At 73.2% G+C, this 19,307-nt stretch carries 19 protein-coding genes; 3 read left to right on the forward strand and 16 right to left on the reverse strand.

What is annotated here, in order from left to right; genetic code table 11:
* Window positions 1–29 precede the first annotated feature (29 nt).
* Window positions 30–1,187, forward strand: a complete 1,158-nt coding sequence (locus tag ACGFWJ_RS16275; protein WP_392949691.1) for a DUF5667 domain-containing protein — start codon at window positions 30–32, stop codon at window positions 1,185–1,187.
* Between the two features lie 92 nt (window positions 1,188–1,279).
* Here the strand turns inward: ACGFWJ_RS16275 and ACGFWJ_RS16280 are convergent, their stop codons facing one another.
* The 10 genes from ACGFWJ_RS16280 to ACGFWJ_RS16325 form a co-directional block, all read right to left on the reverse strand.
* Complete coding sequence (locus ACGFWJ_RS16280; RefSeq protein ID WP_392949693.1) at window positions 1,280–2,284, reverse strand: lysophospholipid acyltransferase family protein; 1,005 nt, start codon at window positions 2,282–2,284, stop codon at window positions 1,280–1,282.
* The gene (locus ACGFWJ_RS16285) at window positions 2,281–3,336 is read right to left on the reverse strand and encodes an NAD-dependent epimerase/dehydratase family protein (RefSeq protein ID WP_392949695.1); all 1,056 of its coding nucleotides are present in this window, start codon (window positions 3,334–3,336) and stop codon (window positions 2,281–2,283) included. Before ACGFWJ_RS16285 ends, ACGFWJ_RS16280 begins: the two co-directional genes overlap by 4 nt.
* A 210-nt stretch (window positions 3,337–3,546) precedes the next feature.
* Window positions 3,547–3,645 carry a 30S ribosomal protein bS22 gene (locus ACGFWJ_RS16290; RefSeq protein ID WP_003948845.1) on the reverse strand — a complete coding sequence of 33 codons (99 nt, stop codon included), beginning with the start codon at window positions 3,643–3,645 and terminating at the stop codon, window positions 3,547–3,549.
* A 123-nt stretch (window positions 3,646–3,768) separates the two neighbouring features.
* The gene (locus ACGFWJ_RS16295; RefSeq protein WP_035863710.1) at window positions 3,769–3,972 is read right to left on the reverse strand and encodes a helix-turn-helix domain-containing protein; all 204 of its coding nucleotides are present in this window, start codon (window positions 3,970–3,972) and stop codon (window positions 3,769–3,771) included.
* 117 nt (window positions 3,973–4,089) lie between these two features.
* Window positions 4,090–4,968, reverse strand: a complete 879-nt coding sequence (locus ACGFWJ_RS16300; protein WP_392949698.1) for a phosphatase — start codon at window positions 4,966–4,968, stop codon at window positions 4,090–4,092.
* Window positions 4,965–6,149, reverse strand: a complete 1,185-nt coding sequence (locus tag ACGFWJ_RS16305; protein WP_392949701.1) for an acetoin utilization protein AcuC — start codon at window positions 6,147–6,149, stop codon at window positions 4,965–4,967. Before ACGFWJ_RS16305 ends, ACGFWJ_RS16300 begins: the two co-directional genes overlap by 4 nt.
* Before the next feature lie 69 nt (window positions 6,150–6,218).
* On the reverse strand, window positions 6,219–7,460 hold the full coding sequence (locus tag ACGFWJ_RS16310; protein WP_392950013.1) for an MFS transporter: 1,242 nt from the start codon (window positions 7,458–7,460) through the stop codon (window positions 6,219–6,221).
* 97 nt (window positions 7,461–7,557) lie between these two features.
* Window positions 7,558–8,208: an HAD family hydrolase gene (locus ACGFWJ_RS16315; protein ID WP_387644150.1), complete on the reverse strand. Its 651-nt coding sequence runs from the start codon at window positions 8,206–8,208 to the stop codon at window positions 7,558–7,560.
* 11 nt (window positions 8,209–8,219) lie between these two features.
* Complete coding sequence (proC, locus tag ACGFWJ_RS16320) at window positions 8,220–9,047, reverse strand: pyrroline-5-carboxylate reductase (protein ID WP_387644147.1); 828 nt, start codon at window positions 9,045–9,047, stop codon at window positions 8,220–8,222.
* Window positions 9,048–9,135: 88 nt separating this feature from the next.
* Window positions 9,136–9,762, reverse strand: a complete 627-nt coding sequence (locus ACGFWJ_RS16325; protein ID WP_392949704.1) for a DUF6461 domain-containing protein — start codon at window positions 9,760–9,762, stop codon at window positions 9,136–9,138.
* Window positions 9,763–9,891: 129 nt separating this feature from the next.
* Between ACGFWJ_RS16325 and ACGFWJ_RS16330 the strand changes: the two genes are divergently transcribed.
* Both ACGFWJ_RS16330 and ACGFWJ_RS16335 read left to right on the forward strand, forming a co-directional pair.
* Entirely contained in the window at window positions 9,892–10,335 is a 444-nt protein-coding gene (locus ACGFWJ_RS16330) for a hypothetical protein (protein WP_387644142.1), read from the forward strand.
* A 55-nt stretch (window positions 10,336–10,390) separates the two neighbouring features.
* Complete coding sequence (locus ACGFWJ_RS16335; RefSeq protein ID WP_392949705.1) at window positions 10,391–11,491, forward strand: hypothetical protein; 1,101 nt, start codon at window positions 10,391–10,393, stop codon at window positions 11,489–11,491.
* 7 nt (window positions 11,492–11,498) lie between these two features.
* Here the strand turns inward: ACGFWJ_RS16335 and ACGFWJ_RS16340 are convergent, their stop codons facing one another.
* The 6 genes from ACGFWJ_RS16340 to ACGFWJ_RS16365 form a co-directional block, all read right to left on the reverse strand.
* Window positions 11,499–11,996, reverse strand: coding sequence for a hypothetical protein (locus tag ACGFWJ_RS16340; protein WP_392949708.1), 498 nt, complete (start codon window positions 11,994–11,996; stop codon window positions 11,499–11,501).
* 48 nt (window positions 11,997–12,044) lie between these two features.
* On the reverse strand, window positions 12,045–13,889 hold the full coding sequence (gene ilvD / locus ACGFWJ_RS16345; protein ID WP_387644135.1) for a dihydroxy-acid dehydratase: 1,845 nt from the start codon (window positions 13,887–13,889) through the stop codon (window positions 12,045–12,047).
* 118 nt (window positions 13,890–14,007) lie between these two features.
* Entirely contained in the window at window positions 14,008–14,763 is a 756-nt protein-coding gene (locus tag ACGFWJ_RS16350; protein ID WP_392949711.1) for a class I SAM-dependent methyltransferase, read from the reverse strand.
* 14 nt (window positions 14,764–14,777) lie between these two features.
* Complete coding sequence (locus tag ACGFWJ_RS16355) at window positions 14,778–15,176, reverse strand: VOC family protein (RefSeq protein WP_392949714.1); 399 nt, start codon at window positions 15,174–15,176, stop codon at window positions 14,778–14,780.
* Window positions 15,177–15,265: 89 nt separating this feature from the next.
* Complete coding sequence (locus ACGFWJ_RS16360) at window positions 15,266–16,069, reverse strand: sugar phosphate isomerase/epimerase family protein (RefSeq protein ID WP_392950016.1); 804 nt, start codon at window positions 16,067–16,069, stop codon at window positions 15,266–15,268.
* A 217-nt stretch (window positions 16,070–16,286) separates the two neighbouring features.
* The gene (locus tag ACGFWJ_RS16365) at window positions 16,287–19,196 is read right to left on the reverse strand and encodes a hypothetical protein (RefSeq protein WP_392949717.1); all 2,910 of its coding nucleotides are present in this window, start codon (window positions 19,194–19,196) and stop codon (window positions 16,287–16,289) included.
* Window positions 19,197–19,307: the final 111 nt, after the last annotated feature.

The raw sequence follows: 19,307 nt of genomic DNA on the forward strand, positions 1-19,307 counted from the left end.
GTCGAAAACGACGAAGGGAGGTGTGGCCCGTGACGGCAAATGTGCTGGAGCACCGGCGGGCGAAGTCCTTCGCCGAGGCGCTGGAGGCCCACCAGAGTGACCACCGGAGGAGCGGCGCGCACCGGGCCGGCTCCACCGCCATGACCGAGCTGCTCACCATGGCCGACGCCCTCGGCGCGCTCCCCGCCCCCGGGCTCGCCGCCGAGACGCGGACGGTCCAACGCGCCCGGCTGATGGCCGCGTTCGAACAGCAGTGGGCCGAAGGCGCCCCCACGGCGGTCCTCCCCGTCCAGCGCGCCAGGCGCACCCGCCGCACCCGGTGGGGCCGCCGCCTGGCCATCGGCGGACTGGTCGCGGGTGTCGCCGTCGGCTCCCTCGGCGGGGTCGCCGCGGCCTCCACCAACGCCCTGCCCGGGGACGCCCTGTACGGCATGAAGCGCGGCCTCGAAGGGCTGCGCCTCGACCTGGCCGACAGCGACTCCGAGCGCGGCGCCCTGCTCCTCCAGCAGGCCTCCACCCGGCTCGACGAGGCGCAGTCGCTGGTCGGCCGCACCGACCCGGGCAACACGCTCAGCCCCGCCACGGTCGACCAGGTCCGCCGCGCCCTCGACGACATGCACGCCGAGGCGCTGCGCGGCCGCGCCCTGCTGCGCGCGGTCTACCGCTCCAACGGCTCGCTCGCCCCGATGCGCCAACTCGCCGACTTCGCCGGGCAGGACGAGCGCTGGTCGGCCCTGCAGTCCCGGCTGCCGTCCGGCCTGGCCGGCCAGGCCGACAAGGTGGACCGCCTGTTCAGCGACATAAGCGAGGACGTCGCGCCCCTGCGGCTGGTGCAGCCTTCCGGCCAGGGCAGCGACGGCAGCGGAACCACTGGCGGTTCCGGCACGGGGGCCGGCCAGCAGCAGCCGGGCGGCACCACCACGGGCGCCAACGGCGGCACCGGGAACGGCCCGGCCGACGGGTCGTCCGCGCGGGGGGCCACCCCGTCGGCCAGCCCGTCCGCCAAGCCCGGTCTGGGCGACCTGCTGGGCGGCCTCACCGGCTCCGCGCCCTCGCCGACCGCCCCGCCGGCCCAGGGCGGCGCTCCGGCCCCGTCGGCCTCACCGGCCGCGCCCCCGGGAGGCAACCAGGGCCTCAACCTCCCGCCGCTCCTCCCGGGGCTGCTACCCGGGCTCACCCTCGGCTGAGCCCCGATCGCCCCGCGCCCCGCACCGGGGGCGCGGGGCGATCGGCGAAGCATCGGCCCATCGGCCCGCCGGCCCGTCAGCCCGCTGGCCCGTCAGCCGAAGACCGAGCGGCGCTGCACCAGCAGCTTGTACAGCGTGTGCTGGATGGTCTCCCGCACCTGGTCGGTCAGGTTGAACACCAGCATCGGGTCGTCGGCGGCGTCCTTCGGGTAGCTGTCCGTCGGGATCGGCTCGCCGAACTGGATGGTCCACTTGGTCGGCAGCGGGATCGCCCCGAGCGGGCCCAGCCACGGGAAGGTCGGCGTGATCGGCACGTACGGCAGGCCGAGCAGCCGGGCCAGCGTCCGGAAGTTGCCGATCATCGGGTAGGTCTCCTCCGCCCCGACGATCGAGCACGGCACGATCGGCACCCCGGCCCGCAGCGCGGACGCCACGAAGCCGCCGCGGCCGAACCGCTGGAGCTTGTACCGGTCGGCGAACGGCTTGCCGATGCCCTTGAACCCCTCCGGCCAGACCCCGACCACCTCGCCGCGCTCCAGCAGCGTCTGCGCGTCCTCGTTGCAGGCCAGCGTGTGCCCGGCCTTGCGGGCCAGCTCGTTGACCACCGGCAGCACGAACACCAGGTCGGCGGCCAGCATCCGCAGGTGCCGGTCGGCGTGGTCGTGCACCGCGACCTGGGTCATCAGCGCGTCCAGCGGGATGGTGCCGGAGTGGTTGGCGACGATCAGCACGCCGCCCTCGGCGGGGATGTGCTCGGTGCCGCGGACCTCGATCCGGAAGTACTTCTCCGCCAGCGGCCGCAGCATCGCGAGGAACACCTCCTCGGTCAGCTCCCGGTCGAAGCCGAAGTCGTCGACCTCGTAGTCGCCCGTCAACCGGCGGCGCAGGAAGCCGAGTCCGCCGGCGGCGCGCTGCTCCCAGCCCTTGCCGAACAGCTGGGTCGCGGTCGCGCCGAGCCGGCCGGAGAGGGCCGCGCCGACGCTGTCGGCCAGCCGGTCGGCGAGCGCCGAGCGCGGCTCGGGGCCGGACCAGCTCGGCGCGGACTCGATCGGGATGACCTTGGCCGCCGGGTCGGCGGGCTCCCGCGCGGCTGTCATCGCGGCCTCAACTCCTCGGGCTGGGTGGGACGGTGGTCGGCGAGCAGATCGGTGAGCCGGTCGGTGACGGCGGTCAGCCGGGCCGGCGGAAGCGGGCCGGGCACCACGTGCGCGGCGAAGTCGGCGAACGCCTCGGAGGTGGTCCAGCGGGGCGTGAAGCCGAACGTGTCGCGCAGCAGCGCGGTGCTCACCACCCGTCCGTGGGTGAGCAGTTGGAGCTGTTCCTGGGAGAACGCGCGGTCCGCGGGGGCGGTCAGCCGCCGGGCCAGCTGGGCGACCAGGCCGAGCGCGGGCCGCAGCAGCGGCACGGTGGGCCGGCCGAGCCTGCGGGCGCACTGGGAGAGCAGCAGCACGCCGTCGCCCGCCACGTTGTAGGTGCCGGTCGGCGCGTCCAGGGCGGCCATCCGCAGCACCTCCAGCGCGTCGTCCTCGTGGACGAACTGCAGGCGCGGGTCGTGGCCGAGCGCGGTCGGCAGCACCGGCAGCCGGAAGTACGCGGTCAGCGGGGTGTCGCCGTGCGGGCCGAGGATGTTGGCGAACCGCAGCACCGTGACGGCGACGTCGGGGCGGCGGCGGGCGAACCCCCGTACGTAGCCCTCCACTTCGGCGGCGTCCCGGGCGAAGCCGCCGGCCGGCAGCGCCTTCGGCTGCATCCGCTCGCCGAACACCGCCGGGTCGCGCGGCGCGGAGCCGTAGACGGCGGTGGTCGACTTCACCACCAGGCGGCGCACGCCGGGGGCCTTCTGGCAGGCCCCGAGCAGCTGCATGGTGCCGATCACGTTGGTCTCCTTCACCAGCGCCCGGCCGCCGTGGCCGAGCGCGGTGACGTGCAGGTGCACCACGGTGTCGACCTCGTGCTCGGCGATCACCCGGGCGATCGCCGGCCGGCGCAGGTCGACCTGCGCGTACTGGACGCCGGACGGCAGCGCGGCCGGCGGTGGGCCGGCGTCCACTCCCACCACCCGGTCCACGCCCGGCTGTTCGGCGATCTGCCCGGCGAAACGCGCACCGAGCCGGTGCGACACGCCGGTGACGAGCACGACCCTGCCCACGTTTCCGGGACCTCCCATGGCTGCCGTTGCTGCCTTCCCCCTGGGCTGCACCGTACCGCGCCGCGAAGGCGGGAGCGGAAACGCCACTGCCCGCCACCGGAAATCATCCGGGGACGGGCAGTGGTGCACCATCGGCGCCAGTTCTTCCTGCGTCGCTGAACGCGTGTGCGGGGTTGACCCCCGCGTGAGCGAGGATGGCGCCGAACGGTGTTACTTCTTGTTGCGACGCTGAACGCGGGTCCTCTTCAGAAGCTTGCGGTGCTTCTTCTTGGCCATACGCTTGCGACGCTTCTTGATGACAGAGCCCACGGAACATTCCTCGCTCACTCGGACCCGCGCCCGTGAGGAACGGGAGTCCATACGACTGACGGAGGGCCTAGCCTACCGTCCACCTCGCGTTTGCCGTAATCGGAGTCCGCCGGCCTTTCCGGACTACGCGCTCTGCAGCCGCACGTAGGACTCCTGAAGGTATTCGTGCACCTTCTGCTCGGGCACCCGGAACGAGCGTCCGACCCTGATGGCCGGAAGTTCGCCGCTGTGCACAAGGCGGTAGACCGTCATCTTCGAGACCCGCATCACCGAGGCGACCTCGGCGACGGTCAGGAAGACCACATCCTGCAGGGGACGCTCGCTCATGACCCTCACCCGACCCTTACCCGTGTGCAAGGCACCGGCTTCCCCTCCGGTGACTCCACCGGCACACGTGTATCCCCAGAGTAGTTATGGGTGGTACGGGTGGGAAGAGGGTGGCCGTCAACTGTTGTACGGTGCGAGATCCGCCCGTTGCAGTACGTAGTCGCTCAGCGCTCTGTAGCAGGACGGGTCCGAACCGTCCTCCAGCGGGACGACCACGGCGACCAGGCCGTCCGCCTCGGCGGCGAACGGGGCGACGTCGTTGCAGTCGGCGACGCCGCCGGCCGGGATGCCGAGGCGGCCGGCGCCGCACAGCCAGCCGTGGTCGCCCAGGACCAGGTCGGGCGGGCGGTGCCCGGCGTCGGCGAGGGCGGTCAGGGCGAGGCGGACGGGCAGCGGGGAGTGCGTGTGGGCGAGCTCGCCAACAGCCGGGCGGCCGGGGCGGCCGGGGCGGTCGGGGCCGTCCAGGGCGCGCATCACCAGCACCCGGTCGACCACGTCGAGGTAACGGGGGCGGTCACCGTCCGGGGTGGGCTCACGGAAGCGCACGCCCCGCGCAGGGGTGTGCACGGGGCAGCCCGCGGCTTCGAGCGCCCTTGCGAGCGCCCCGTGGAAGCCCGCCAGCTTGGTCGGGTGCCCGGTGCCGGCCAGCACGCTGCCGCGGCGGGCGGCGGTGCGACGCAGCAGCAGGGCGAGGCGGTCCAGGGCGGCGATGGTGAGGTCGGGGTCGATGGTGTCGGGGCCCTCGGTGTACCGGGGGTCGGGGTGCACGCCGACGCGTTCGGCCATCAGGCGCAGCACCGCGTCCGGGTCGCGGCGGGGCTCCGGTTCGAGGCCCATCAGCGCCTTGGGGTCGCCCTGGGCGAAGAGCCGGTAGTGGCGCAGGTTGTTCTGCCGGGGCGTGGGCACGTCCGGGCCGGCCAGCCGGTGCTTCAGCAGGTGGGCGCGGAGATTTCCCCCGGCCTTGGCGGCCGGGAGGTGCCCCCATCGGGCGGTCACGGGATCAGTCCGTGGTGCGGGAGGACGGCGCGGCGGGTGGCCAGGACGGCCTGGTCGAGGCGGTCGGCGGGGTCGTAGCCGCCGTCGTGGAAGTCCGCCCAGCGCGGGGTGGCGCCGTCGGTCATCCGCAGCGGGGCGGGGCGGCGGGTCAGCCGGTAGACCTCGGCGCGCCAATCCTCGGGGGTTTCGGTGGCCGGGTCGACCGGGTTCCCGGCGGCGGTGGCCACCAGGTGGGTCCAGGTGCGGGGCACCACGTCGACCACCGCGTACCCGCCGCCGCCGGTGGCCACCCAGCGGCCGTCCGCGTACTGGTGGGCCAGGCGGTGCACCGACTCGGCCATCAGGCGCTGGGCGTCGACGGTGACGGCCAGATGGGCGAGCGGGTCCTCGATGTGGGTGTCCGCGCCGTGCTGGCTGACGATCACCTGCGGGCGGAACGCGGCCAGCAGGTCCGGGACGACGGCGTGGAAGGCACGCAGCCAGCCCGCGTCGCCGGTGCCGGCCGGCAGCGCCAGGTTGGCGGCGGTGCCCTCGGCGTCCGGGCCGCCGGTCTCGGTGGCCCAGCCGGTCTGCGGGAACAGCGTGCTGGGGCTCTCGTGCACCGAGACGGTGAGCACCCGGGGGTCGTTCCAGAACGTCTGCTGCACGCCGTCGCCGTGGTGGACGTCCACGTCGATGTAGGCGACCCGTTCCGCGCCCAGTTCCAGCAGGCGGGCGATGGCGAGGGCGGGGTCGTTGTAGATGCAGAAGCCTGATGCCTGGCCGGGCATGGCGTGGTGCAGTCCGCCCGCGAAGTTCACGGCGTGCGGGGTCTGTCCGCGCCACACCGCCTCGGCGGCGGCCACCGACTGGCCGGCGATCAGCGCGGAGGCGGTGTGCAGCGCGGGAAACGACCAGTTGTCGTCGGTGCCGAGACCGTGCACGGGGTCGGTGGCGGACGGGTCGGCGGCGGCGCGCTTCACCGCGGCGAGGTAGTCGGCGGTGTGCACCAGGCGGAGCGTGGAGTCACCGGCGGCGGGGGCGGAACGCACCGTCACGGACGGGTGCTTGGTGAGGCCGAGAGATTCGATCAGACGCATCGTCAGGGCTAGCCGGGTCGGGTCCATGGGGTGGCCGGGGCCGAAGTCGTAGCCGGTTTCGTCCTCGTCCCAGAACAGGTGCAGTCCGCAAGTTTCCGCCATGGGGCCACCGTATCCGGCGGGGGCGCGACCACGTGCAAGTCATTGTGTCTGCCGCGATCTTGCCGTCAGTCAGCTTCCGCTTCGCGCAGTTCCCCGCGCCCCCGGTTGCGCACCCGCCTGCGCCTCTGTGTGCGCAACCACTTGCTTCGCCGCCGGGGCGAAGTGCGGGGCGAGCGGGATGATCGCGAGGATCAGCAGCATGGGGGCGCCGAAGGCCCAGCGGTAATTGGAGAGTTCGGCGAGGGTGCCGACGAGCGGGGCGCCGATCAGGAAGCCGGCGTAGTTGAAGAGGTTGAGGCGGGCGACGGCGGCGTCGCTCGCGTGCGGGAGGAGGCGGCCGCCGGCGGCGAAGACCTGGGGGATGATCGCGCAGATGCCGAAGCCGAGGACGGTGAAGCCGAGGATGCCGGCCGAGGTGCTGGGGGCGGTGGCGGCGAGCAGGAAGCCGGCGCCGGCCAGGCTCGCGCCGGTGCGGACGACGGCGGTCGCGCCGAAGCGCTGGACGGCGCGGTCGCCGACGGCGCGGCCGAGCAGCATGGCGACCATGTAGCCGAGGTAGGAGAGCTTGGCGAGGTCCTCGCGGCTGCCGAGGCCGTCGGTGAGGTACTTGACGCTGTAGTTGGAGACCGAGGCGTCCGCGATGTAGGCGAAGGCCATCGCGGCGCACAGTGGCAGCAGCGGCCGCCAGGGGATGCGGCGGGCGGCGAGTTCGGCGGCTTCCCGGACGGCGTCGCCGAGTTCGGCGGGGCCGGCGAAGTGGCGGCCGACGACGAGGGCGGCGGGTATCAGCAGGGCGGCCGCGCCGCCGAACAGCAGCGGCAGGCCGGCGTCCCAGTGGGCGCCGAGGCCGGCCAGTGCGGCGCCGAGGATGCCGCCGAGGCTGAACGCGGCGTGGAAGCCGATCATGATGCTGCGGCCGTAGCGGTGCTGGAGGCCGACGCCGAGCATGTTCATGGAGGCGTCGAGGGCGCCGACCAGGAGGCCGAACAGGCCGAGGGCGATGGCGAGTTGCCACAGTTGGCTGCCGAGGCCGGTGAGCGCGAGGGTGAGGCAGACGGCGGGCTGGACGACGCGCAGCACGCCACGTGCGGTGGTGCGCTTGACCAGTGCCTCGGAGCCGATCGAGCCGACACCGGCCAGGATCGGGACGGCGGCCAGGAAGACCGGCAGCAGGCCGTCGCTGAGGCCGTAGCGCTTCTGGAGTTCGGGGATGCAGGCCACCAGCAGCGCGAAGGTGGTGCCCTGGAGGAAGAACGAGACGGCGAGCGCGGCCCGGGCCTGGCGGAGCCGGGGGGTCGGTTCGGCCTGCATCAAAACCTCGCTCACCACCGACGCTACCGGCCGGTACGAAGGACGTTGGGCCAGAGCGTAGGCGGTGGGCGGCGTCGGCGGGAGGGGTCGCGCGCGATCAGTTCAGAAGATCGACCGCCCCCTGCAGGTCGGCGTAAAGGCCGGTGGCCCCAGCGGAGTTGAGCTTCTCGGGGTCGGTGAGCGCGGCGTACCCGTACACGTCCATTCCGGCGGCGCGGGCGGCGAGGACGCCGTTGGCGCTGTCCTCCAGGACCAGGCAGCGGGCCGGGTCGGCGCCCATGGTGCGGGCGGCGTGCAGGAACAGGTCGGGGGCGGGCTTGCCGATGCCGACGTCCTGGGCGGAGAACAGCAGTTCGTCGGTGAAGTACCCGGACAGGCCGGTGAGGCGGTGCGCGGTGCGGATCCAGGAGTGGTGGGCGGAGGAGGCGACGCAGTAGCGGATGCCGCGTTCCTGGAGGTGCGTCAGGAACTTCTCGGCGCCGCGCACGGGCCGCAGTTCGCCGTCGAAGGCGGCGAACACCCGGTCGTGGAACAGGTCGTCGAAGCCCTCGGGGAGGGTGGCCCCGTACCGCTGCGCGATCACGTCGTGGACGTGGTGCGCGGCGGTGCCCATGAAGTCGCGGTAGGAGTCCTCGACGGTGGTGGGGAAGCCGAGTTCGGTGAGGTACTCGGCGAGCACCCGGTTGGATATCGGCTCGCTGTCCACCAGCACGCCGTCATTGTCGAGGATCAGCAGGTCGTAGCTCACGTTGCTCCAGACTACTTTCCGCCGGTGGCGAGTTCCCGGGAGCGGTCCCGGGCGGCCTCCAGGGCGCCGAGCATGGCGGCCCGGACGCCGTGGTTCTCCAGTTCGCGGATGGCGGCGATGGTGGTGCCGGCCGGGGAGGTGACGGCCTCGCGGAGCTTGACGGGGTGCTCGCCGGAGTCGCGGAGCATCACCGAGGCGCCGATCGCGGACTGCACGATCAGCTCGTGCGCGACCTGGCGGGGCAGGCCGAGCAGGATGCCGGCGTCGATCATCGCCTCGACCAGGAAGTAGAAGTAGGCGGGGCCGGAGCCGGACAGCGCGGTGGCGGCGTCCTGCTGGTTCTCGGGGACGCGCAGCGCCTTGCCGACCGAGCGGAAGATCGCCTCGGTGCGCTCCAGGTGGGCCTCGGTGGCGTGCGAGCCGCCGGAGATCACGCTCATGCCCTCGTCCACCAGCACCGGGGTGTTGGGCATGACGCGGACCACGGGGGTGCCGGGGGCGAGGCGCTCCTCGAACCAGGCGGTGGGGATGCCGGCGGCGGCGGAGACGATCAGCTTGTCGGCGGCGACGTGCTCGGCGAGTTCGTCGAGCAGGGTGCCCATGTCCTGCGGCTTGACGGCGAGGATCAGGGTGTCGGCGAGCTTGGCGGCCTCGGCGTTGGTGGCCGTGGCGACGCCGTAGCGGTCGGCGAGTTCGGTGGCGCGCTCGGGGCGGCGGGCGGTGATCATGACGTCGGCCGGGTCGGCGCCGGCCCGCAGCAGGCCGGAGAGCAGGGCTTCGCCGATCTTTCCGGTGCCGAGGAAGGCGATCTTCTGGCCGGCGGTGGTGGTGTTGCTCATGGAGGCCCTCCGTGCGCTGCGGTTCCTGGCCCCCATCCTGCCCCGGAACGCCTCCGCTCCGGGGCAGGCGTCCACCCTGCGGTCGGGATCAGTCGGTGCCCTCTTCGTCCTCGTCGGCCACCACGCCGAGCAGGAACTCGGCGTCGCGGACGGTCTCGTCGGTGATCCGGACGCCGGTGAGCCGCTCGGCCAGCGCGAAGAACGCCGCCTGCTTGCCGGACCCGTCGTAACCGACCTCGCGCAGCAGCGGTCCGAGGGCCCCCGGGGCGCTGCCGTGGGACCGCTCGGGCTCCTCGAAGCTGGTGAGCACTTCGCCGTCCCGGTAGTGGGTGAACCGCTGCATGGGCTTGCCGGCGTTGCTGTCGTGGGTGACGGTGACGCCGCCCGCGGAGAGCGCCGGCAGGTGGCCGCTGATGCCGACGCCGGAGTCGAGGGCGAGCAGCAGCGTCCAGTCGCCGCCCTCGCCCGGGACAGTGACGGCGGCCGCGGCGAACGAGTCGTCCTGGTAGTCGTCGACCCACTCGCGCAGTTCCTCGTGGCAGTCGAGCAGGTCGTCGAAGCCGTCGCCGAAGCCCTGCGGGACGGCGCCGATCGCCTCGAGCACCTGCTGCGGAGTGCGGCCGCGCACCAGGGTGAGGGAGTATCCGTCCTGGTCGCAGCGCCCGAACCACTGGGAGTGGGCGAGCCAGGCGTAGTCGTTCGCGGTCGGAGTCATCGGGCCAGTCTGCCCGGGCGGACCGACAGGGCGTCACCGGCCGTGTGCCGGTGCGGGTACCGGCCCGTAGGGGGAATCTCAGGGGCCCCGATGCTGGATTCCGGGGCGGCCGAGGAGCACCGTGGAGACATGGGACACGGAGAGTTGTCAGGACGTGAGAACCGCCAGGTCGCCGTCGCCGCCGCGACGCTCGGGCCGTGGCGGACGGCGACGGCGGTGGGTGCGGTGGTCGGCGGCGCCGCACTCGCGGTCGATGTGGTGACCGGGCACTGGGCGATGGACATCCTGGCGGGGCCGGTCGGCCTCGGGCTGTTCTTCTTCTTCCTGGTGGGAACGGTCGGCGGGCGGCTGCGCAAGAGCGGGGACCGGCGGCTGCGGCGCTGGGCGGACGAGCACCCGTGGCAGTCGGTGGTTCCGGCGTCCGCGGCGCTGTGGCTGGCGAACACCGTGAACCTGTGGCTGCTGGGCGACTGGGGCCTGTTCGCGGCGCTGTTCACCTCGCTGCTGCCCGCAGGTCTGCTGCTGGCGGTGGCGGGTGTGGTCGGCTCGGTGAAGGCGGCCCGCAAGGAGTAGCCGTTTCCGACCCCCGGTGTCGGGCGTGTCGGAGGTGATCGGCATACTTCCGGCCGTGCCGAGAATAGACGGGCCGGGGCCGGACAACGGCGTCCCCGGACAAGAGGGGGACCCCTTCGCGGGGTTGGTGCAGAACGAGCAGCCGGCGAAGAAGCCGCGTCCGGGGCGCAAAGCGCTGCTGGCGTGGCTGGCGGCGATGGCGCTGGTGACGGTGGCGGTGACGCTGAACCACCAGAAGTCGGAGCAGCCGGCGGCCAAGTCCTCGGCGCTGCCGTCGGTGGGTGCGGCGACGGCGGCGCCCAGCAGCGCGCCGCCGAGCCTGGCGCCGGAGACCGCGACGGTGGACCGGCCGTGGGCGGGTTCGCCCGCCGAGGCGTGGCCGGCCGGCGCGGAGGGGCTGAAGCTGCCGGAGGCCACCGCGGTCGGGGTGTTCGACCAGGACCGGGTGGCCAAGGACCTCGAGCTGGCCAAGGCCTACCTGGTGGCGACCAACCTGGATCCGAAGGTGGTGGCGGGCGGGTACCCGCAGGACGCGCTCGACCTGGCGAACCGGGAGACCGGCGACCGGATGACGTCGGAGCTGTCCCACCCGAGCGAGGAGCGCGACCCGGCGAACTGGGTGAGCCGCTTCGACCCGGACTGGGCGGTGCCGGTGACCGACCAGGTGAAGGTGCAGGGCCTGATCACCTTCGAGGGCGACGGCGAGCAGGGCCTGCTGGTGCACGCCGACGTCACCTTCGTCTACGCGCTCAAGCCGGGGCCGAAGGTCGGCCAGGCCTCGCCGGCGGCGCAGCCGTCGGGCCGCGGCACCGGGGCGCAGCCGTCCGGCAGCGCGGGTGCGAAGGCGGTGGGCTTCGTCCGGGCCGAGCCGGGCGGGGTCGAGGTGGAGCGGGAGATCGTTCGCCGCAAGATCGACTTCCGGTTCGCCGACCCGGCGCGCTTCCAGGTGAAGAAGGACAAGGTGTCGCTGGTCAGTTGGAGCAGCGAGCGCGCCAACACGTTGTGCACCTTCGGCGGCGGCTACCTGCGGCCCGCCTTCCGGGCCGACCGGGGCGCTGCGAGCGCCTCGCCCGGGGCCGGGCCGACCAGCGACCCGTACGACTGGAGCAAGCCGCTGAACAGCGACGGCAAGTGCGGTACCGCCAGCCGTAGTTGACGCGATCTCAGGCCCGCCGCCGGGCCGCCTTGCGGGCGTCGCGCTCCGCACGGGCGGCCCGGCGGCGCTGCCAGGTGGCGGTCTGCTGGTCGTGGACGGCCCGCCGCAGGCCCTCGCCGGGGGCCTCGACCAGGCTGCGCAGGAAGTAGACGGCGAGCGAGCCGGTGAAGCCGGCCAGCCAGACGCCGGCCAGTGATTTGTCCTCGGCCATCCAGCCGGTGAGCGATTCGCGGCCCTCGGTGAGGATCTTCCAGGTGCGCAGGCCCGCCAGCGCGGTGCAGATGCCGATGGCGAGCGTCAGCAGCACCGTGAGTGGGGCGGCGCCGGAGATCCGGACGCCGGAGACGCCCAGGCGCAGCAGCAGCGCCCCGGCGGCGGTGGCCGCCAGGGCGCCGAGCGGCACCAGGACGCGGCGCAGCCAGTAGGCGGCGCCGCGGTCGACCCAGGTGGTGCCGAAGAAGCGGATCGGTTCGGGGGCCGGCGCGTCCTCAGTGGTGGTCCTCACGGGCCCGATTATCGCCACGTCGAACTACCCGCCCCGGGGCGGCGCGCCTCAGCCGAGCTTGCTGACGTCCCGGACGGCGCCCTTGTCGGCGGAGGTGGCCATCGCCGCGTACGCCTTGAGGGCGGCCGAGACCTGGCGGTCGCGGGACTTCGGGCGGTAGCCGCCCGCCGCCTCCAGCTTGAGCCGGCGCTCGTGCAGTTCCTCGAAGGAGACGTCGAGGTTGATGGTGCGGGCCGGGATGTCGATGGTGATCGGGTCGCCGTCCTCGACCAGGGCGATGGCACCGCCGGACGCCGCCTCCGGGGAGATGTGGCCGATGGACAGGCCGGAGGTGCCGCCGGAGAACCGGCCGTCGGTGATCAGCGCGCAGGCCTTGCCGAGGCCGCGGCCCTTCAGGAAGGACGTCGGGTAGAGCATCTCCTGCATGCCCGGGCCGCCCTTGGGGCCCTCGTAGCGGATGACCACCACGTCGCCCTCGGTGACCTGCTTGGCGAGGATCTTCTCGACGGCCTCGTCCTGGGACTCGCAGACCACGGCCTTGCCCTGGAAGCGCCAGATCGACTCGTCCACGCCGGCGGTCTTCACCACGCAGCCGTCCTCGGCGATGTTGCCGTACAGCACGGCCAGGCCGCCCTCGACCGAGTAGGCGTGCTCGACGCTGCGGATGCAGCCGCCGGCCGCGTCGGTGTCCAGGGTGTCCCAGCGCTCGGACTGGCTGAACGCCTCGGCGGAGCGGACGCAGCCCGGGGCGGCGTGCCACAGTTCGACGGCCTGCTCGGAGGGCGAGCCGCCGCGCACGTCCCAGGTCTTCAGCCACTCGGCGATCGAGTCGGAGTGCACGGTGTGCACCTCCTCGTTGAGCAGCCCGCCGCGGTACAGCTCGCCGAGGATGGCGGGGATGCCGCCGGCCCGGTGCACGTCCTCCATGTAGTACTTGCCGTTCGGGGCGACCTTGGACAGGCACGGCACCTTGCGCGAGATGGCGTCGATGGCCCGCATGTCGAAGTCCACCTCGGCCTCCTGGGCGGCGGCCAGCAGGTGCAGGATCGTGTTGGTGGAGCCGCCCATCGCGATGTCCAGCGCCATGGCGTTCTCGAACGCGGCGCGGGTGGCGATGTTGCGCGGCAGGACGGAGGCGTCGTCGCCGCCGTAGTAGCGGTTGGTGATGTCCACGACGGTGCGGCCGGCCTGCTCGTACAGCGCGCGGCGGGCGGTGTGGGTGGCCAGCACCGAGCCGTTGCCCGGGAGCGACAGGCCGATCGCCTCGGTCAGGCAGTTCATCGAGTTGGCGGTGAACATGCCGGAGCAGGAGCCGCAGGTCGGGCAGGCGTTCTCCTCGATGATCGAGATGTCCGCGTCGGAGACGTTCTCGTTCACCGCCTGGGAGATCGCGTCCACCAGGTCCAGCTTGCGGACGGTGCCGTCCACCAGGGTGGCCTGGCCGGCCTCCATCGGGCCGCCGGAGACGAACACGGTGGGGATGTTGAGGCGCAGCGCGGCCATCAGCATGCCGGGGGTGATCTTGTCGCAGTTGGAGATGCAGATCAGCGCGTCCGCGCAGTGCGCGTTGACCATGTACTCGACCGAGTCGGCGATCAGGTCGCGGGACGGCAGCGAGTAGAGCATGCCGTTGTGGCCCATGGCGATGCCGTCGTCCACCGCGATGGTGTTGAACTCGCGCGGGATGCCGCCCGCCTGCTTGATCGCCTCGGAGACGATCCGGCCGACCGGCTGCAGGTGGGTGTGGCCGGGGACGAACTCGGTGAAGGAGTTGGCGACCGCGATGATCGGCTTGCCGAAGTCCTCGCGGGCTACGCCCGCGGCGCGCAGAAGGGCGCGCGCGCCCGCCATGTTGCGACCTTGGGTGACCGTGTTGGACCTCAGCTGGGGCATCGGAGCCGCTCCTTCGGGACATTTCGGGGGTCCGTCGAGCCTACGCCCGCGCCGACCGGAACCGGACCAGGTGTCCGCGATGCGGTCAGCGCGGGCGGCTGCCGGTGCCGGACAGGCCCTAAGGCTTCGGGGCGACGAACAGCTCCAGCCGGTACGGCTCGACCAGCTGCCCGTCCGGGAACTCGGCGAGCAGCGCCTCCCGTTCGGCGGCCAGGATCGGGGCCCGCAGCTCCGGGTCCAGCACCGCGACGTACGAGCGGGAGGTCAGGTCGGTGATCAGCTGGTCGACCGTCACCTGCCGTTCCCAGCGCACCGTGGCCTCGCGGACCTCCAGGCCGGCCTCGGTCAACTTCTCGTGCCCGGCGATCACCCCGCCGTAGTAGTGGTAGCCGGGCAGGGCGGCCGCCATCCGCTCCTGGTGGGCGGCCAGCCAGGGCGTCTCGTAGTCCTTGATGTTCCACCACACCGCCAGCGCCCCGCCCGGGCGCAGCACCCGCAGCGCCTCCGGGACGGAGCGGTCCGGGTCGGTCCAGTGGAACGCCTGCGCGTAGGTGACGAGGTCCACCGAGGCGTCGTGGAACGGCAGTTCGTCGCCGCCGGCCTTCACCACCGGCAGTCCGGGACTGACCTCGCGGAGCACCGCGGCCATGCCGTCGCTGGGCTCCACCGCGACCACCCGGGCGCCGCGGTCGGCCAGCAGCCGGGTGGCGATGCCCGTGCCGGCGCCGATGTCCAGGACGTCCGCGCCCTTCAGTGGGCGGCCGGACAGCCGCTCCAGCTCGTCGAGCAGCTCGTCCGGGTAGGACGGCCGGGCCGCGTTGTACTCGGCGGCGACCGCGCCGAAGGAGTTCGCGTGGGCCTGCTTGTCACTCATCGATTCGTCTCCCGTCATCCCCAGGTGCGCGAGCACAGCACCAGGCCGTACCCGTCCGGATCCAGCACCGTCACCCCGAACTCGTCCCAGTACGGGTTGTGCGCGGGCACCCGGCGGCCGCCCGCCGCGACCAGGCGCTCGACCAGCGCCTCGTCGACGGGCTCGCCCAGGTACAGCACGAACAGGTCCTCGACCGTCGGGGCCGGCGCGACCGGGCGCTCCGGGTCGAGGGCCAGCTCGAAGTGCCAGGTGCCGCCCGGGAATCCGACCATCAGCAGGTCGTGCTGCCCGGACACCCGCACGGTGCTGCGCCACAGCACGGACAGGCCGAGGCCCTCGACGTAGAAGCGTTCGGCGGCCGCCAGGTCCAGGGACGGGCGGGCCAGCCGGACGTGGGTGCCGGGGCCGATCACGCCGGGACCGCCGTTCGGTGTTCGATCATGCTGGCGACTCTAGGCGCGGGCCCGCCGGGCTGTCCGGTGATCCGTGAACCGACAATCCGTCACATCATGGGCCGGACCGCCGCCAGGTGCAGCCGGGTGAAGGCCAGCGCCTCCGCCAGGTCGGCCTCCCGGTCGGCCGGGGAGCCGGACTTGCGGGTGTTGACCTCCAGCACCACGTGCCCGTCGAAGCCGGTCCGGGCCAGCCGCTCCAGCAGCTCGGCGCACGGCTGCTTGCCGCGCCCCGGGATCAGGTGCTCGTCCTTGCCGGACCCGGACCCGTCCGCCAGGTGCACGTGCGCCAGCCGGTCCCCCATCCGGGTGGCCAGTTCCAGCGCGTCCACCCGCGAGGTCGCCGCGTGGGACAGGTCGACGGTGAAGTGCCGGTACTCCTCGTCGGTGACGTCCCAGCCGGGCGCGTACGCCAGCATCTCGCGGTCCCGGTAGCGCCACGGGTACATGTTCTCCACCGCGAACCGGACCGGCGTCTCCCCCGCCATCCGGTCGATGCCCGCCACGAACTCCCTGGCGTACTGCCGCTGCCAGCGGAACGGCGGGTGCACCACCACGGTGTCCGCGCCCAGCCGCTCGGCCGCCTTCCGGGCCCGCACCAGCTTGGTCCACGGGTCGGTGCTCCAGACCCGCTGGGTGATCAGCAGGCACGGGGCGTGCACCGCGAGGATCGGCACCTCGTAGGTGTCGGAGAGCCGCCGCAGCGCCTCCACGTCCTGGCTCACCGGGTCGTTCCAGACCATCACCTCGACGCCGTCGTAGCCCAGCCGGGAGGCCAGCTCGAACGCCGTCTCGGTGGTCGACGGGTACACCGACGCCGTCGACAGCGCCACCTTGGTGTCCGGCACGTGCAGCGCCGGGTGCGGCGGCAGCACCAGCCGGTCCGTGGTGCGCAGCAGCGGCGGCCGCTGCAGCTTCCGCCGCGCCGCACGGGCGGCCCGCGCCGCCTTCAACGGCAGGGGGCCGCGCCTCGGCTTTCGCTGATCCGCTGAATCCGCCACGCGAACCAGGTTAAGCGCAACGCGCGGCCCCGTCGGGATGCCGATCAGTGTGCGATGCGGCACCCGGGAGTCAGGCGATCACCTTCAGCGCCTTGGGCAGGTAGCCGGGCGAGGGGACTCCGCGCTGGTAGGGGGCGCCCTGGATCACCAGGTCGTAGGTGCCCACGCAGCCACTGGCCAGGTCGACCTGGATGACCAGCTCGGTGCCGTCCGCGTTCACCCGCAGCGGGCGCCACCTCAGCACCGTGCACCAGCCGGGAAAGTCTCCGACGGACAGCTGCATCTGCGTGTTGAGGCTGAGCCCGGTGCCGTGGACGGTCACCTCGGGGGAGCCGCCGAGGTGCAGTTCGGCCGGGGTGACCGACTCCGGGAGGCCGGAGCGTGCGGTGCCGGTACCGGGCCTGGCCCCCTGCAGCGTGTAGGGCAGCGGGAGGTGCGCGTGGCCCGGGCTGAACAGCAGCACGGCGTGCCCGGTGGTGGTGCCGCTGTACGTGCACACGGTGTTGAGGCCGGTGACCGCGCTGTCCTGGGTGCACTTGTAGGCGGTGTCGCCGTCGGCCCAGTTCTCCCGGCCGGCGACGGTCAGCCGCGCCCACGTGCTGTAGTCGTCGGTGACGGAGGCGACGTCCACCTTCTGGCCCGGGCGCATCTCCAGTACCGCGCAGTACAGCGGGGCGTCGGAGGTCAGCACCCCGCTGCGCTGGTCGAAGCCGTCGGCCGAGACCGGGTGGGCGGCGCACTCGGGTGCCCAGCCGGCCGCGGTGGCCAGCCGCCAGACGTCCAGCCCGCCGGGCGCGGCGGCCCGGCCGAGCGGGTCCGGGGCGGCCACCACCGCGAGGTAGCGGGTCGAGCCGGTGACCCGGCAGTCGGCGCCCCAGCCGCTGCACAGCGTCCTGCCGTCGGCGTCCAGCACGGTGACCCCGGCGGACACCTGGTCGGTATTGGTGTGGGTGCTCGCCTGCAGCAGGTCGGTGGCGGCCGCGTCGAAGGCGGTGCAGTGCGCGTCGACGGTGCTGTCGAAGGTGAAGCCGGTGGACGGGCCGCCGACCTGGCCCGTGGCGGCGGGCAGGTCGCAGGCGGCGGACGGGGTGGCGTCGCGGCGGACCAGCGTGTAGTCGCCCAGGACGCGGCCGTAGGTCAACACGGCGGTGTAGGCCTTGCCGACGGGCGGTCGGCAGGTGCCCTCGCCGCCGACGACGACCTGGCAGAACTCCTCACCGGACGGGCCGACCAGGTGGAGGGCGGCACCGACCTGGGTCCCCGGCAGCCGGAAGCCGACCAGTTCGGTGGCCGGGTGGTCGGCCGGGACGGCGAAGCAGCTCTCCAGCGCCCCGTCGGCCGGCTTCCCGGACAGGCCGGTGCGCAGGCCGCTGCCGGTGCCGTACTCTGCGGCGCCCCAGGGGGTGCAGCCGGCGGTCTCGTCGACCCGCTGGACCAGCAGCCGGTAGTCGAACGGGCCCTGGGCATCCGCCACCAGCCGGAACGGGGCGGTGCCGGTCAGCCGGCACACCTGGTAGGTGTCGTTGACGGTGAAGCCGTGGCACTGCTCGGCGCCGGTGGCATCCAGCACCCGGTAGCGCGCCGTCCCGCCGTTGGCCGTCCCGTTCAGCACGTACACGGCCCGGCCGGACGCGGTCGGCAGGGTGCGGCAGAGGTCGTGTCCGGCCGAGCCGAAGTTCTCGACGGGCGCGCCCGACGCCATCTGGTCGTCCCGGCCGGGGGTGCAGCCGCGGGTCTCGGTGGCCGAGCGGAGGACCATCCCGTACGGGGTCGCACTGGTGCTCGGCGGAGGCGTGAACAGGTAGTCGCCGGCGGTCAGGTCGCAGTCCCCGGACGGGCAGAGCGTGCTGAGGTCGGACCGGTACAGGGTGCCGCCCGCGTCGCCGCTCTCGCGGGTCCCGCGGAACATGTAGTGGCCGTCGGCGGGCACTCGCAGGATCCGGCAGCGGGTGGTGTCCGTCAGGTCGGGGGCCACCCCGTACGTCTGCGGCTCGACCACCGCGCAGCCCTCCGGCCGCGACAGCCGCGACATGGCCATCTTGTAGGCATGCGTGCTGGGCTCGCCGGGGGTGGTGGACTCGTACCCGTACTGGACGACCAGCCGGTAGGGGGCGGTGCCGGCCAGCCGGCAGTCGGGCCCGGACACCTGCGGGCTGCCGGGGGCGCAGACGTCCCGGCCGGTGGCGTCGAACACGCTCTGGCTGAGGTTGCTGCCGAGCTGCCGCACCACATCGCCGGTGGCGAAGTCGGTCGTCCAGCAGTCACCCGCCATGCCCGACGGCACGGTGCCGGAGTAGACGGTGGGATCGCCCAGCGAACTGTCCTTGCCGCGCATGGCCACGCACTTGTCGGTGGAGAACACCGGCAGGTACGACAGCGCGATGGGCAGGACCCACGAGCCGGGGTTGACCAGCCGCAACGTGTACGTGCCGGCCTTGCCGGTGACGCACCGCACCGGCCCGAAGGTGTAGCTCTCGGGCTTGATGTCGCACGTCACCTGCTCGCCGTCCGGGCCGAGCAGCCGCGGCACCAGGCCGTACTGCGTGCTGGCCACCTGGACGATCACCATGTCCCGGTCCGCCGTCACGTAGAACTTGAACTCTGTCGGTGCGTTCGGAGCGGCACCGCAGTACACCAGCACCTGGGGCGCCAGCCCGGTCGGGCACGGGCCGGTCGAACCGGGCGACCCGGTGGGATACGAGACCGGACGCGGCGGCCGGCTCGGCGTGGGAACGCCGGACGCCAACAGGCCCTGGGGGGAGGACGGGGTCGCGCCGTCGCCGGCCTGGACCGGCCCGCCGCCGTTACCGGTGTTGCCCACGCCGCCGGGCGGCGGCGCCGGGACGGCGGACAGTGGTGCGGAGACCGGAGCGGCCCCGGCCGCGACCGGCTGCGGGCCGTTGCCCGGCAGCAGCATGGCCATCGACACCAGCACGGCGACCACCGGAAGCCTGCCGATCACGGCTGTCCAGCGCGTCACTCTTCGGCGGTCGGCAAGAAACGGCACGGACATCGCGATCCCCCCAGCGAACGATCCCCTGAAACCACCGGGATCCTAGCCGCTCGCACACGAATCCCCCAGGGGAAAAGG

Source organism: Kitasatospora sp. NPDC048407, from assembly GCF_043200475.1.
Taxonomy (GTDB): Bacteria; Actinomycetota; Actinomycetes; order Streptomycetales; family Streptomycetaceae; genus Kitasatospora.